We start from the raw sequence: 13,934 nt of genomic DNA, 5'->3' as shown, positions 1-13,934 counted from the left end.
TGCTTTTTAGAATCCCGATCTGTCAGTGTCATCGCGATCAAATCCCCACTCGGTCTATCGCCTATACAGCGCACGATAGGTCCGATAGGCCCGATCATAAACCGCCGCATTGTCGGGGTTGGGCACGATCCTTTCACCTTTGCCGACAAAGGCGGTCACGCCGGACCAATCCTCGGTCAGTCCGGCACCGATTGCCGCCGCCCAGGCGACACCGAGACAGGAGCCGGGATGGCCGGTGAGACCCTGTAGCGGGTGCTGCAGCACGTCGGAAACGATCTGCATCCAGATCCGGCTCTGCGAACCCCCGTCTGAAACGATGAAACGCGTCGTCGGATGACCGATATCGTTCAGCACGTCGATATGATGGCGCAACGCATAGGCATAGGCTTCCAGCATCGCCCGCCAGAGATGGCCGATATGATGCGACAGCGTCAGCCCGTCGATCAAGCCGCGCGCGCCGGCATCGTGGATCGGCGTCTTCTCGCCGAGGAAGTAAGGCAGGATCGTCAGCCCGTCCGCACCGGGCGCGCATTGCGCGGCCAGCCGGTCGAGATAGTGGTGTGCGGATATTCCCTCTGCCTTTGCCGCGACCTCTTCGCGTCCGGCGAAGGTGCTGATGAACCAGTTGAGCCCCGAGCCGCCGGTCGACATGCAGCCGTTCGGCATGTAAAGCCCCGGCACCAGGTGATAATCGAGAAACATGCGAGGATCGGGCAGCACGGCATCCGTCGCCGTCAGGATGTCGACGGCACCCCCGAATTTCAGCAGCACGTCGCCCGCCTTGTTGATACCCGCGCCGAAGGCCGAGGCGATCATGTCGGCTGCCCCGCCGATGACAGGCGTTCCGGGTGCAAGCCCCGTCGCCTTGGCGGCGTCGTCGGTCACATGGCCAAGTACCGCATGCGACACCGCTTTCCTAGGAATGGCGCCTCGCCGAACTCTGGCAAGCCCGATCAGTTCGTCGTCGAGCTTGCCGGTATTGATGTCGACGAAGCCCGCTTCCAGCGCCCAGTTCTGTTCGATCGCCTTTTCGCCGGTCAGTTTCCAGTTGATGAAATCATAGGACCCCATGACTGTGGCAATGCGCTCGAAAACAGCGGGCTCATGCCGGGCGATCCAGCGAAGCTTCGCTGTCACCAACTGCTGATTGATGCCGTTTCCCGCTCTGTGCAGAAAATCCGCCTCATCCCACTCGGCCTTAAGTTCCTCGACCTCTTCGCCGCAGCGCCCGTCGCTCTGCTGGATGCTGGGCCTCAGCACCCGGCTGTCGTCATCGAGCAGCACGACGGCCGGCAGCATGCCGGTCACGCCGACGGCCGAGATTTCCCCGGCCTCGATCCCGCTCGTTGCAATCAGTTCCCTGGTGATCTCGCAGACATTCGACCACCATTCCGCCGGGTCTTCCTCGGCCCAGCCATGCTGCGGCGAATGAAGCGTCGACGGTCGTGAGGTCAGGCCGAGCACGCGGTTCGGCAGTTCGATCAAGATGCCGATGGTGGAGGTGGTGCCGATATCGAGGCCGAGCGTGATGGACATAGCGGCTCCCTTCACTTAGCGCAGCCTCTCGACGATCTCCATGAAGCGCTTTACCCGGTCGCCGTCGACCGGGTTCCACGTATTGCCGTCCACCTTGAAATGCGTGCCGATGATGACGCCGCTGGCAACGCTCAATATGTCGCGCACATTGTCCTTGTTGACGCCGGTATTGGCAAAGACGGGGACATCCTTGACCGTCTCGCAAACGCGCCTGAGGTCCGATTGATCGACGGCCTGTCCGGTCAGTGGTCCCGATACCAGGATGGCATCGGCAACCGATGAGAACACGGCGCTCTTCGCCCTGAGTTCAATCGGTCGCTGGTCCAGCGAATGGGCAAATTCCGCGTTGATGTTGAAGAGCATCTTCATGTCGTCGCGGCCGAGGCTATGTCGCATCCGTGCGGCCTTGGCGCAATCCGGCTGCCAGATGCCCATGTCTGATGCGAAGACGCCGGTGAAGATCTCGCGAACGAAGCTCGCGCCCGTCACTGCGCCGATCGCAACGCTTGCCGAGGGATCCCAGAGATAGTTGACGCCGAACGGCACGGTCAGTTGCGGCTTCACCCGCTCGACGATCGCGGTCATCGCCGCCAGCCCTTCCGGCGGGGCCTCGAACACGTATGGCCGGTCGTTCTCGTTGCCGAACATGATGGCGTCGACACCGCCCGCCTGCAACTTCTCGACATCGGAAAGCACGTGGTCGACGAGCTTGTTCAGCCCGCCGGCGGCGTCATAGGCGGGCGAGCCGGGCAGGGCGCCGATATGCGCCATGGCGATGACCGCCTTCTTCTTGACGCCAAAAAAGTCGAAGACCATACGAAACTCCCTGAAGCGAAATCGAGTGGACGGTCATCCGCTGGGGGACGGATGCGGGAAAGGGCAAATCAAAGCAGCGGCTGCTCCTCGGGCGCGATGCGCACTTCGACGCCAGCGGCGGCGAGCGCATCGGCAAGGTCGGCCGGCGGCATGGCATCGGTGATCAGCATGTCGAATTGCTGCAGCGGCGCGATATGCACCAGCGACATGCGCTTGAACTTAGTGGAATCGCAAAGCACCACCTTCTGCGTCGCGCGACGCAGATAGACCCGCTTCATGTCGGTGTCCTCGAAGGAATAGTCATAGATTCCCTGCGCCGTGATCCCGGACACGCCGACGAAGGCGATATCGAACCAGAGCTCCTCGAACTGCGAGACGGCCGATTGGCTGCTGATCGCCATTTCCTCGCCGCGCATGCGTCCGCCGGGCAGATAGACCTCGCCGAAGCCGGTGCCGAGCTGCATGGCGTTGCGCACGCTGTTGGTGAAGATCTTCGTATGCGGCTGGTTGAGCAGCAGGCCGGACAGCAGATAGGTGGTGGTACCAACGTCGAGCGCCAGGGTGCGCGCGCCGGCAGCAACGCCTGCCGCCGCCATCGCGATCGTCCGCTTCGAGGCGGCATTGCGCGTCAGCCGCGATTCGAAGGTCGGTTCCTCGCGATCGACCGTTTCGCTGGCGATCGGCTCGAAGGCCTTGCCGCTGCGCACCGCGCCGCCGTGCGTGCGCACCAGCCTGCCGTCCTTTTCGAGTTCGATCAGGTCGCGGCGGACGGTCATTTCGGAAACGGCAAGCTGGGAGGCGACATCGCTGACGGAGACCGCTCCTTTGCGCGCCAGTGTCTCTAGGATGCGCGCATGCCGCACCTGGGCCAGAACCTTCGGTTTTTCCGCTGCGGCAACCATCTGCTGTTCCGCGTCCATGATACTGTTCTCATCCTCCCGCCGTCGCAACTCGTGGCTACGATTGTCTGATTGTTGCTCCTTATGTATCGAATGACTCGAACAAATTCAAACATAAATTTTTCTTGTTGTGTATGATTTTGTTGTTATATGATCGGTGATGTTTCCAGTCGATGAGGGCGAACATGCAGTCTCCGAGCTTTCCAGAACTATCCGGCATGCGTGCGATCGTAACCGGCGGGGCGACTGGGATAGGGCGCGCGATCGCGACCGCGCTCTCCCGCCAGTCGATCCAGGTGGCGATCTGCGACATCAACCTGGCGGCCGCCGAACAGACGGCGGCCGAGATCGGCAACGGCGCCACTGCCTATGCGATCGATGTTCGCAAGCGCGCCTCCGTCGAGGCGACCTTTTCCGAGGTGGTCGAGAGGACGGGCGGTTACGAGATCCTCTGCGCCAATGCTGGTGTCTCCACGATGCAGCATGCGCTGGAACTGACCGACGAGGAGTGGGACTATAATTTCGACGTCAACATTCGCGGCATCTTCCTGACCAACCAGATTGCTGCTCGCCGCTTCACGAGCACCGGAACCGGCGTCATTGTCAACACCGCCTCGCTCGCCGCAAAGATCGGCGCACCGCTGCTGGCCCATTATTCCGCCAGCAAGTTTGCCGTGCTCGGCTGGACGCAGGCGCTCGGCCGCGAGCTCGCGGCTTCGGGCATCCGTGTCAATGCAGTCTGCCCCGGTTTCGTCAAGACCGGCATGCAGGAGCGCGAGATCGCCTGGGAGGCGAGCCTTCGTGGCGTCACGCCGGAACGCGTCGTTGCGGATTATATCGCCCAGACGCCGCTCGGCCGGCTGGAAACACCTGAAGACGTGGCCGATGTCGTCGTTTTCCTCTGCTCGAATTCGGCCCGCTTCATGACCGGACAGGGCGTCAACGTCACCGGCGGCGTCTACACCACCTGACCCATCCAGGTTCCACGGCAGGACTCCCCTTCGGCAAGGAAAGAGCATGGCTGAAATCGTCTTCGACCAGATCAGCAAGAGCTACGGCGATGGCTATGCGGCGATCCGCAACCTGAACATGACCATCCGCGACGGCGAATTCTTGGTGCTGGTCGGCCCTTCCGGCTGCGGCAAGTCGACTGCACTGCGGATGATCGCCGGCCTCGAGGAGGTCACCGACGGCCGCCTGACGATCAACGGCGCCGTCGTCAACGACCTCGCCCCGCGCGACCGCGATATCGCCATGGTCTTCCAGTCCTACGCGCTCTACCCGCATCTGACCGTCGCCGAGAATATTGGCTTCGGCCTTCGCGTCCGCGGCCTCGACAAGGCCGAGATCGCCCGCAAGGTGCAGGAGACGGCAAAGCTTCTGGAACTCGAGGACTATCTCGCCCGCAAGCCCGCCCAGCTCTCCGGCGGCCAGCGCCAGCGCGTGGCCATGGGCCGGGCGCTCGCCCGCAGCCCTCAGGCTTTCCTGATGGACGAACCGCTTTCCAACCTCGATGCTCGCCTGCGCGGCCAGATGCGCGCCGAAATCGCCCGCATGCAGAGGATGTCGGGCATTACCACGGTCTATGTCACCCACGATCAGGTCGAAGCCATGACCATGGGCGATCGCGTTGCCGTCATGAAGAGCGGCGTCCTGCAGCAGCTCGGCACGCCGCGCAGCCTCTATGATCAGCCGGCCAATCTGTTCGTCGCAAGCTTCATGGGCTCGCCGGCGATGAACCTGCTGGCGGCCGATCTCTTCGCGACGGAGAACGGCCCCGAGGCCCGCTTCGGCCAGGCCTCCATCCTTTTCTCGGGCGAGGTGCTCGCCGAGCGGCCACGCATCGCCTCCGCCGTCGGTCGCGCCGTCGTGCTCGGCATCCGACCGGAAGCGTTCCAGCCGGTCGATGCAGGCGGCCTCACTGGAACCGTTGCCTTCGTCGAGGATCTCGGCGCCAACCTGCTCGTTCATGTCGATGTCGAGGCCGCCGACCGGCTGAAGTCGCTTTCGGCCGAAGAGGACGACGTGGCGCTGTCCGCCCCGCGCCTGCGCGTCATCATTGACGGCACCAGCCGCGTCAAGATCGGCGAGCGCCTGTCGCTCGCCGCCGACCCCGCCCGCGTCCACGTCTTCGATGCCGCGACCGAAGCGGCCATTCGTGGCTGAGCGCATCGCCTTTTTAGTGAATGCCTTTCGTCAGGCCCTGCACGAAATAGCGGTTGAGGAAGAGCACGATCAGCACGATCGGGATCGTCGAAAAATGCGCCAGTGCGCCGAGTGTGCCCCAGGTGATATCCTTCGTTCCGTAGGCTGAAAGCAGCGCCACCGAGATCGGCTTGGAATCGAGCCGGGTGAGAAACATCGGATAGAGGAAGTCGTTCCAGGAAAACATCAGGCAGAACAGTGTGGAGGCGACGACGCCCGAGCGGACCGCCGGCAGCGCCACCCGCCAGAAGGAGCCAAACAGCGTGCAGCCATCCGTCAACGCCGCCTCTTCCAGCTCCTTCGGCAGACTGCGGAAATAGGAAAACATCATCCAGGTGACGAAGGCCGAATTCAGCATCGCGTTAATGAGGACGACGGCAACCCAGCTGCCGAGCAGCCCGATATCGCGCATCATCAGATAGAAGGGGATCAGCGCCGCCACCGCCGGCACCATGCGGATCGCCATGAAGAAATAGGCAACGGCAATGGCATAGCGGCTGGTCGAGCGCGCCAGCGCATAGCCCGCCGGCACGCCGAGAAGCAGTGACAGGATGACGGAACCGCCGGCGATCAGCAGGCTCGACGACACGAGGCTCCAGACGTCGAACAGGCGGAAGACCGTAGCGAACTGCTCGAAGGTCGGTGGGAAGGTCAGTTTCGGCGGGATCGAGAAGATGTCGCGCGACGGCTTGTAAGCGGTTGATGCCAGCCACAGGAAGGGCAGCAGGAAAAAGGCGAGCATGACAAGGATGAAGCTGCGCTCGCCGATGCGGCTGAGGGTGCGTGTGCTCATCGCCCGTTCGCCTTTCTGTCCGCCTTGCGGATCAACAGGATGAAGCCTGCCGCAATCACGGCGATGCAGATCAGTGTCAGGTTGGAGATTGCCGAGGCGCGGCCGATATTGAAGAATTCCAGCCCCTGCTTCACCGCATGCAGCATCAGCGTGTTGGTGGCGTTGCCCGGCCCGCCGCCCGTCGTCACGTAGACGCTGTCGAAGATGCGGAAGGCATCGATGGTGCGCAGCGTCAGCGCCAGCAGGATCGAAGGCAGCATCAGTGGAATGACGATGATCCTCAGCCGCTGCAGCGCCGTTGCCCCATCCACTTCGGATGCCTCGAGAATATCGCCCGGCAGCGCTTTCAGGCCCGCAAGCAGGATCAGTGCCACCAGCGGCGTCCATTCCCAGATGTCGACGAAGATAAGGGTCGCCAGCGCCGAACTCGGATTGGCAAAAAGCCCACGCGGATCGGAAAGCCCGAACTCGGCGAGATAATAGCCGACGAGTCCGTAATCGGCGAGCAGCAGCGCCCGGAAGATCAGTCCGACCACCAGCGGCGTGATCGTCACCGGGATCAGGATCAGCGCCAGGCAGATCCTGTTGAAGCGGTCGTCGCGCCAGAGCGCCAGCGCAATGGCAAAGCCGAGCAGCAGTTCGACAGTCACAGCGCCGACCGTGAAGATGACGGTGTTGACGAAGGCCCCGCGTGTCACCGTGTCGGAAAGAAGGTCGATATAGTTGCCGAGGCCGACGAAATGCGTCCGCGCCGGCTTCAGCAAATTATATTCGTAAAGGCTGAACCAGATGCCCTGCGCCAGCGGCCAGACGCCAATGACGAGCACATAGATGACGGCCGGCAGTGTCATCAAGATGAAGAACAGCCGCCTGCGCTCCACATAGGAAACGCTCAAGGCCGGGAAGGGCCTCAGCGCGGAAGTGAGGGATAGGGTCACGTCGCGTCCATCAGGTTCCTGGTTCGATGCGCGCTACCGGGATCGAGCCCGGGGCTCACCCGATCATGAAGCCTGAGGCGCATCGGATCAATGGTCTGGAAACGGCAGGGCCGCGACATAGGCCGCGGCCCCGGGGAGGCACCGTTTTGTTCTCAGAAGAGCTTTGCCGCGGCTTCCTGAGCGGCGTCGAGCGCCTTCTTAGGATCGGCATTGCCGACGAGCACGTCGTTGACGGCGGTGCCGAGCAGGTCCTGAATCTCCGGATATTGCGGGATGCGCGGACGATATTCGCCGTCACCATGCTCAAAGGTTTCGGCGATGACAGGCAGGAAGGGGAACTTCTTCAGCAGATCGGGATCGGTCATCTCGCTCTTGCGCAGGAAGCTGCCGGCGCCCATCATGTTGAACTCCTTGTGCACCGGCGGGCTGACCAGCCACTTGATGAAGGCCCAGGCGGCTTCCTTCTGCGTGTCCTTGATGCCCGCGTTGATCGCCATGCCCCAGCCGCCGATGCCATAGACCTTCGGCAGACCGGCGCCGCGTGGCGCCGTCGTGATCGCCACCTTGTCGACGATCTTGGAAATCGACGGATCATAGTAGCCGGGCGCACCGACCGACCATGTCTGCATGGTCGCGGCAATGCCCTGGCGGAAGCTTTCCTCGCGTCCGCCCCAGTCATAATTAACGGCGCCGGGAGGTGCTGCCTTCATGAAGAGGTCCTTGTAGACGGTCAGGCTCTTGATATTGGCTTCGGAATTCAGTGCCGGCTTGCCGTCGGGACCGAGGATCGAACCGCCCATCTCGGTATTGTACTGCATCCAATCCTGGGCGACCGCCGGGCCTTTCTGGCCGTTGGCGACGAAGCCGTAGATGTTCTTGCTGGGGTCGGTCAGCTTGTAGGCGGCCTCGACCATTTCCTCCATCGTCGTCGGCGCCTTCAGGCCGGCGGCGTCGAAGAGATCCTTGCGATAGGCGAGCACGTTGGCATAACCGGCAAAGGGAAAGGCGACCTGCTTGTCGCCCCAGTGGCCAAGCGCGTTGAGAAGCGTCGGATAGATGTCGTCGAGCTTCAGTTCGGCGGCGTCGCGTTTCATCCACTCGGTGAGGTCGACGGTGTATTTGTTTTCGGCATATTGGCCCGCCCAGACGATATCCATCGTCACCAAGTCGTAGCCACCGGTGCCGCCGACGAAATCGGTCGTCGTCTTGGTCAGCAGCGAGCCGTAGTCGAGAATATCGACCTTGACGGTGGCGCCCGTCTCCTCGGTGAATTTGGGGGCGATGGCAGCCAGAACGGCGGCGAACTGGTCGTTCTGCGAGGCAAGCGTGAGCGTGATGCCCTCATATTTCTTGTCGGCGCCGACGGCGGAGCCCGCAAATGCGACCGAGACGAGGCCCGCGATCGCCAATTTTCGTGTGAAACTGCTGAGCGATTTCATGTTTGCTCCCCTTTTTTGATTGGCTTGGGGCACTATACATCAAACAAAATCGCACTCAAGCGCACTTGACAAAAAATCGTAAACACTAAAAATCACAAATTAGAACATATTCGCGCATAAATGTCCATATTTTGTGCGCGTTGCATAAAAAATAGCGGGGAGTTGATCATTCCCTGCGCGTTTATACTGTCCTGTCCAACGCGCACGAGTTGCACATTCATGAAGACCACGCCGGACGAGCGTTTGAGAGAGCTGGAACGTCGCGCCCATGATGAGATGGCGCGCATAGAAGCGCTCTGCGCCGACTGGCCGGAACTCGACGATGAAGACCGCGACGACCTGCATTCCGTCGTGATTTGTGGCGCCGGCCTCTCCGGCCTGTCGATCGCCTTCGCCCTGAAGCGGCGCGGCATCAGGTCCGTCCATGTGATCGATCAGAGCGAGGAGGGCCGCGAAGGCCCCTGGATCACCTGCGCTCGCATGCAGACATTGCGTTCGCCGAAATATCTGTCAGGCCCGGACCTCGGCATCCCGAGCCTGACGCTGCGCTCCTGGTATGAGGCGCTGAATGGCGCCGACGCCTGGGAAGCGCTCGACAAGATCGGCCGCCAAGATTGGATGGCGTATCTCATCTGGTTTCGAAAGACGGTCGGCATCGACGTCGAAAACGGCACGACACTTTCCTCGATCGATCAGCGGGAGGGCGGACTTGCTCTAACGCTGATGAAGGCTGACGGTACCAATCGCACGATCGCCTGCCGCCGCCTGGTGATGGCGACCGGCATCGACGGTTGCGGCGGCCCGCGCATACCTGCGATGGTCAAGACGCTGCCGAAATCCGCCTGGACGCATAGCAACGAGCCAATACCGATCGATTTCCTCAAGGGCAGGGATGTCGCGATCCTTGGCGGCGGCACGTCGAGCTTCGACTGGGCAGTGGCGGCGCTCGAAACCGGAGCTCGGGAAGTGACGATGTTTGCGCGAAGCGCCGATCTGCCGCGCACGGAGGTTCTCGCCTGGACAAACTTTCCCGGCTTCCTCGGCCATTTCGCCGACTTGCCGGATCTGGAGCGCTGGCGGTTCGCCCACCTCTACTTCAATTTCAAGGTGCCGCCGACGCAGGAGCAATATGACCGGGCCCGCAGCCACCCCGGTTTCACCATGCAGATCGGCTGTGGCGTCCGCGAGCTCGTAATGGACGGCGGCAGGATCAGGCTGACGACCGCAAACAGTATTCACTATGCCGATCACCTTCTGCTCGGCACCGGTTATGAGATTAATTTCGCACTCAGGCCCGAGCTTGCCGGCCTCGCCGAGACCGCAGCGTTTTGGAAGGACCGTTTCGAGCCGCCACAGGGAGAGGAGAACGCCATGCTTGCCGGCTATCCCTATCTCGGCCCCGGTTTCGAACTTGCGCCCAGGCATGCCGAAGCGGGCTGGGTCTCGCGCATCCATATGTTCAATGCCGGCGCGCTGGCGAGCCTCGGCCCGATCAGCAACGGCGTCACCGGGCTCAAATACGGCGTGCCGCGCATCGTCGGCGCGCTGGTGAAAGCGCTGTTCATCGAGGATTCCAACCGGTATCTTGCAGCATTGGCCGCCTATGACGAACCGCATTTCAATCCCGGCATAGACGAGGACGTCACGACACCAAGGGAGGTTTTGGCATGAGACAGGCTGCTGCCGTTCAATTTTCGGGATTGGAGACCATCCTTTTGCGGGCCCGCGCGGATAGCGTCGAATTTCCCTATCTGCTGGCCAACCACGTTCCGATGGTGCTTATCGCGCTCGATCGCCTCGGCGCCTCGCCGGAACGGTTGGAACAATGGTACGAGCAGTATCGCGAGAGCCATGCACTCCCGCCCGTGCCGCCACCGGTTGCCCCGATTATCAGAGCAGCCTGGACCGAGGCGCTCGGCGATCGCACGCGTGAGGCCGATTACCGCGCCTTCTTCATCGCCGAAACCCGCCGGCTCGGCATCGATACCGTTATCCGCACCTATCTGCCCGCCATGGTGAACGGCCTTGCCGGCAGCGCCACGCATCCGCTGATGCGCCTTGCCTATGGTGTGCTCAAGAAGGATGACCAGGAGGTCGGCACCGCGCTCGGTTATTGGGCGGCCTGCTATCTGCCGCTGCCACCCGCGACCGGCGCCGCTCCGGATACGGACGACCCGGGAAGGATACTTGCGGATGTCGGCAATATCGAAGGCATTCTCAGCTACGAGCCCGAAACCGATCTGCTCTGGCATAATATCCGCGCCGTCGCCGCACTTCCGGGCTTCCGCCCCATTATCGATCGCCTGGCTTTCAGCCCCGATACGCCGCGCCGCATGGCCGCGACCTCGCTTGCCCTCTTTGCCGGAACCATGGATTTCTCCGCACTCCATTCTGTCACCGGCATGCACTGGCTGCGCCTCGTCTCTCCGCACCTCGAAAACGCCGAGCCTTTCTACCGCGCCTTCTGGCAGGTGATCGCCTCGCTGGTGCCGAAGATCGGTTTTCCGGCACTCCCCACCGCCGAGGCGCTGGAAGAAATGCGCAGTCGACAGGCGCCCGCCTGGGCAGAGATCAAACGCGCCGCTATTGCTTCGGACGACGAACACGACGTCAGCCTCGTTTTTTCCGCCTTGCAGGAGGAAGAGGTTTGGAAGGATCCGCTCTATCGCGTCGTCGCGGCGCGCAGGGTCGGGCTGATTGCATAGCGGATGATGGAAGGGTTGATGACGCCGAGCCTCGTAATCGAAAACGCCAGGACCGAAGCCGGCGAGGTCGTCTCGCTCATTCTGGACAATGAAAGGATCGCCGCGATCGGTCCGAATGCGGCGGCCGGCATCGGCCCCGCAGTGCCGCGTTTCGATGCTGCCGGCGGCCTGCTTTGCCTTCCCTTCGTCGACGGTCATATTCATCTCGACAAGACGCTGATCGGCTTGCCTTTCATCCCGCATATTCCGGGTGATACGGTCGCCAAGCGCATCGAGGCAGAGAAAACCCTGCGGCGCACTGTGGCGCTGTCGGTCGAAGCCCGCGGCGGCGCCCTGCTGGAAAGGCTCGCCGCCTATGGCACTCTCTCCGTTCGCAGCCACGTCGACATCGATACCGAGGTCGGTCTAAGAGGCCTCGAGGCGGTGCTCTCGCTGAAGCAGAGCCATGGTCATCTCGTCGACATCCAGACCGTTGCCTTCCCGCAATCCGGCGTGCTGCGCGATCCCGGCACCGCGGCGCTGCTCGATGCGGCGATCGCCGCCGGCGCCGATCTTGTCGGCGGCCTCGATCCCGCTGGCATCGACAACGATGTGACCGGCCATCTCGATGCGATCTTCGCGGTCGCAGCCAAATACGGCGTCGGGCTCGATATTCATCTGCACGATGGCGGCGCACTTGGCGCCTTCGAACTTCGCCAGATCGCCGATCGCACGGCAGCACTCGGCCTTGAAGGCAAGGTTGTCGTCAGCCATGCCTTCTGCCTCGGGGAGTTGGAGGATGCCGATTTCGGCCGCACTGCCGCGGCCCTCGCCGGATCAGGCGTGGCGATCATGACCAGCGCGCCGGGAGCCGTGCCCATGCCGCCGGTCAAGCGGCTTGCCGCCGCCGGCGTCCGGCTCTTCTGCGCCAACGACAATATCCGCGACGCCTGGTCGCCTTTCGGCAATGGCGACATGCTGGAGCGCGTCGGCATCCTCTGCGATCGCCAGGATTTCCGTTCGGATGAGGATCTGGCTGCGGCCTTCCGCCTGGCGACGCAGGCGCCGGCCGAAATCCTCGGCCGCCCCGTCGGGCCGCTCCAAGCCGGTTCGCCTGCCGATTTTATCATCCTGCCTTCCGCGTCGCTGGCAGAGGCCGTCGCCGTTCGTCCCCTCGATCGCACCGTCTTTCGCGGCGGCGCCATCATCGCCCGCGGGGGCCGGCTTGTCGTCTGATTTTTCCGTCAATGCATGGCGCATGGGAGCACCGTAGATGAAGGGCCGACTTTGGATCCAATCGCCGCTCGCCATCATGGCCGAGGGTGCCGAGGGCGGCATCGTTATCGAGAATGGCCGCATAGTCGAGCTGGTCGCGACCGGACGGCAGCCTCAGAGCCCGGTCGATGCACGCTTCGACGCCGGCCGGCATGTCGTCATCCCCGGTCTCGTCAACACCCATCACCATATGTTCCAGACGCTGACGCGCGCGCATCCGGCTGCCATCAACAAGTCGCTGTGGCCATGGATCCGCGCGCTCTATCCGATCTGGGCAAGACACATGACGCCCGAAGCCTTCCGTCTTGCGATCCGCCTCGCGCTGACCGAACTCCTCCTCTCCGGCTGCACCACCACCTCCGACCACCACTATCTATATGCTGCCGGTCTAGAAGACGCGATGGATGTCGAGGCCGAGGAGGCGGCTCGCCTTGGCATGCGCATCACGCTGACGCGGGGCAGTCTCAATATCAAAGACCAGCAAGGCGTCATTTCGCCGGCCAATGTCGTGCAGGACGACGACGTGATCCTCGCCGACAGCGAGCGTGTGCTCAGGCGTTATCACGACCGCTCCGAAGGGGCGATGACGCAGGTGGCGCTCGCGCCCTGCGCGCCCTTCGACGTCACGCTGGAGCTGATGCGCGAAACGGCGGCACTGGCGGAACGCTACGATTGCCGGCTTCACACCCATCTGGTCGAGACCAGGGCGGAAGCAGAATTCTGCCGCAGCAAATTCGCCTGCACGCCGGTGGAATATCTCGATCGCTGCAATTGGCTGAGCGCCCGCACCTGGCTCGCCCACGGCATTCATTTCGACGATGCCGAGATCGCCGCGCTCGGCCGTCACGGCGTCGGCATCTGCCATTGCCCGACCTCGAACATGGTGCTTGCGTCGGGCATGTGCCGCACCTGCGAGCTGGAAGCCGCAGGGGTGCCTATCGGTCTCGGCGTCGACGGCTCAGCTTCCAACGACAATTCCAACCTGATGGAAAGCGTGCGCCATGCCTTGATGCTGAACCGGCTGACCTACGGCGCCGAAGCGGTCACCCATCTCGATGCGCTGCGCTGGGGCACCGCGGGTTCGGCAAGGCTGCTCGGCCGCGACGACATCGGGATCATCGCGCCCGGTCGCCAGGCGGACCTTTCCTTCTACAAGCTTGACGAATTGCGTTTCTCCGGTGCCGGCGACCCGCTGGCAGCCCTGGTGCTCTGCGGGGCCACCACGGCCGACCGCGTCATGATCGCAGGCGAATGGCGCGTTACCGACCGTATACCCGCGAACGTCGATATCGAGGCGCTGATCGCCGATCACAACCGCGTCGCCCGCAATTTCCTTCTGTCGGTCTGAG

The 13,934-nt window shown here is 62.8% G+C and carries 12 protein-coding genes; 6 read left to right on the top strand and 6 right to left on the bottom strand.

The genetic code is table 11. The annotated features are described in order from the left end of the window. Positions 1-54: 54 nt before the first annotated feature. The 3 genes from N2599_RS32495 to N2599_RS32485 form a co-directional block, all read right to left on the bottom strand. Positions 55-1,536, bottom strand: a complete 1,482-nt coding sequence (locus N2599_RS32495; RefSeq protein ID WP_027508994.1) for an FGGY-family carbohydrate kinase — start codon at positions 1,534-1,536, stop codon at positions 55-57. Positions 1,537-1,551: 15 nt separating this feature from the next. Beyond that, positions 1,552-2,352: a BtpA/SgcQ family protein gene (locus N2599_RS32490; RefSeq protein ID WP_027508995.1), complete on the bottom strand. Its 801-nt coding sequence runs from the start codon at positions 2,350-2,352 to the stop codon at positions 1,552-1,554. 68 nt (positions 2,353-2,420) lie between these two features. Next, a complete protein-coding gene (locus N2599_RS32485) occupies positions 2,421-3,272 on the bottom strand; it encodes a DeoR/GlpR family DNA-binding transcription regulator (RefSeq protein ID WP_027508996.1) in 852 nt (283 codons plus the stop codon). A gap of 164 nt (positions 3,273-3,436) precedes the next feature. Between N2599_RS32485 and N2599_RS32480 the strand changes: the two genes are divergently transcribed. Further along, positions 3,437-4,222, top strand: a complete 786-nt coding sequence (locus N2599_RS32480) for an SDR family NAD(P)-dependent oxidoreductase (RefSeq protein WP_027508997.1) — start codon at positions 3,437-3,439, stop codon at positions 4,220-4,222. Positions 4,223-4,268: 46 nt separating this feature from the next. Next, the gene (locus N2599_RS32475; protein WP_027508998.1) at positions 4,269-5,417 is read left to right on the top strand and encodes an ABC transporter ATP-binding protein; all 1,149 of its coding nucleotides are present in this window, start codon (positions 4,269-4,271) and stop codon (positions 5,415-5,417) included. Between the two features lie 13 nt (positions 5,418-5,430). On the opposite strand, the gene N2599_RS32470 is transcribed toward N2599_RS32475, so the two are convergent. The 3 genes from N2599_RS32470 to N2599_RS32460 all read right to left on the bottom strand — a co-directional run bounded on the left by N2599_RS32470 (position 5,431) and on the right by N2599_RS32460 (position 8,626). Continuing rightward, positions 5,431-6,249: a carbohydrate ABC transporter permease gene (locus N2599_RS32470; protein WP_027508999.1), complete on the bottom strand. Its 819-nt coding sequence runs from the start codon at positions 6,247-6,249 to the stop codon at positions 5,431-5,433. Then, entirely contained in the window at positions 6,246-7,187 is a 942-nt protein-coding gene (locus N2599_RS32465; RefSeq protein WP_027509000.1) for a carbohydrate ABC transporter permease, read from the bottom strand. Before N2599_RS32465 ends, N2599_RS32470 begins: the two co-directional genes overlap by 4 nt. Before the next feature lie 152 nt (positions 7,188-7,339). Next, positions 7,340-8,626 carry an ABC transporter substrate-binding protein gene (locus tag N2599_RS32460; protein WP_027509001.1) on the bottom strand — a complete coding sequence of 429 codons (1,287 nt, stop codon included), beginning with the start codon at positions 8,624-8,626 and terminating at the stop codon, positions 7,340-7,342. Positions 8,627-8,845: 219 nt separating this feature from the next. Here N2599_RS32460 and N2599_RS32455 point away from each other — a divergent pair, with 219 nt between their 5' ends. The 4 genes from N2599_RS32455 to N2599_RS32440 are packed head-to-tail and all read left to right on the top strand — an operon-like array spanning position 8,846 to position 13,933. Next, positions 8,846-10,297, top strand: coding sequence for a SidA/IucD/PvdA family monooxygenase (locus tag N2599_RS32455; protein ID WP_027509002.1), 1,452 nt, complete (start codon positions 8,846-8,848; stop codon positions 10,295-10,297). After that, positions 10,294-11,331, top strand: a complete 1,038-nt coding sequence (locus N2599_RS32450; RefSeq protein ID WP_027509003.1) for a questin oxidase family protein — start codon at positions 10,294-10,296, stop codon at positions 11,329-11,331. Before N2599_RS32455 ends, N2599_RS32450 begins: the two co-directional genes overlap by 4 nt. Before the next feature lie 18 nt (positions 11,332-11,349). Further along, on the top strand, positions 11,350-12,546 hold the full coding sequence (locus tag N2599_RS32445; RefSeq protein WP_027509004.1) for an amidohydrolase: 1,197 nt from the start codon (positions 11,350-11,352) through the stop codon (positions 12,544-12,546). A 37-nt stretch (positions 12,547-12,583) separates the two neighbouring features. Continuing rightward, entirely contained in the window at positions 12,584-13,933 is a 1,350-nt protein-coding gene (locus N2599_RS32440; protein ID WP_027509005.1) for an 8-oxoguanine deaminase, read from the top strand. Position 13,934 lies beyond the last annotated feature (1 nt).

The sequence above is a fragment of the Rhizobium sullae genome, assembly GCF_025200715.1.
Lineage (GTDB): Bacteria > Pseudomonadota > Alphaproteobacteria > Rhizobiales > Rhizobiaceae > Rhizobium > Rhizobium sullae.
Note: the sequence above shows the minus strand (reverse complement) of the source record. Positions and strands in the feature narration are given on the sequence as shown.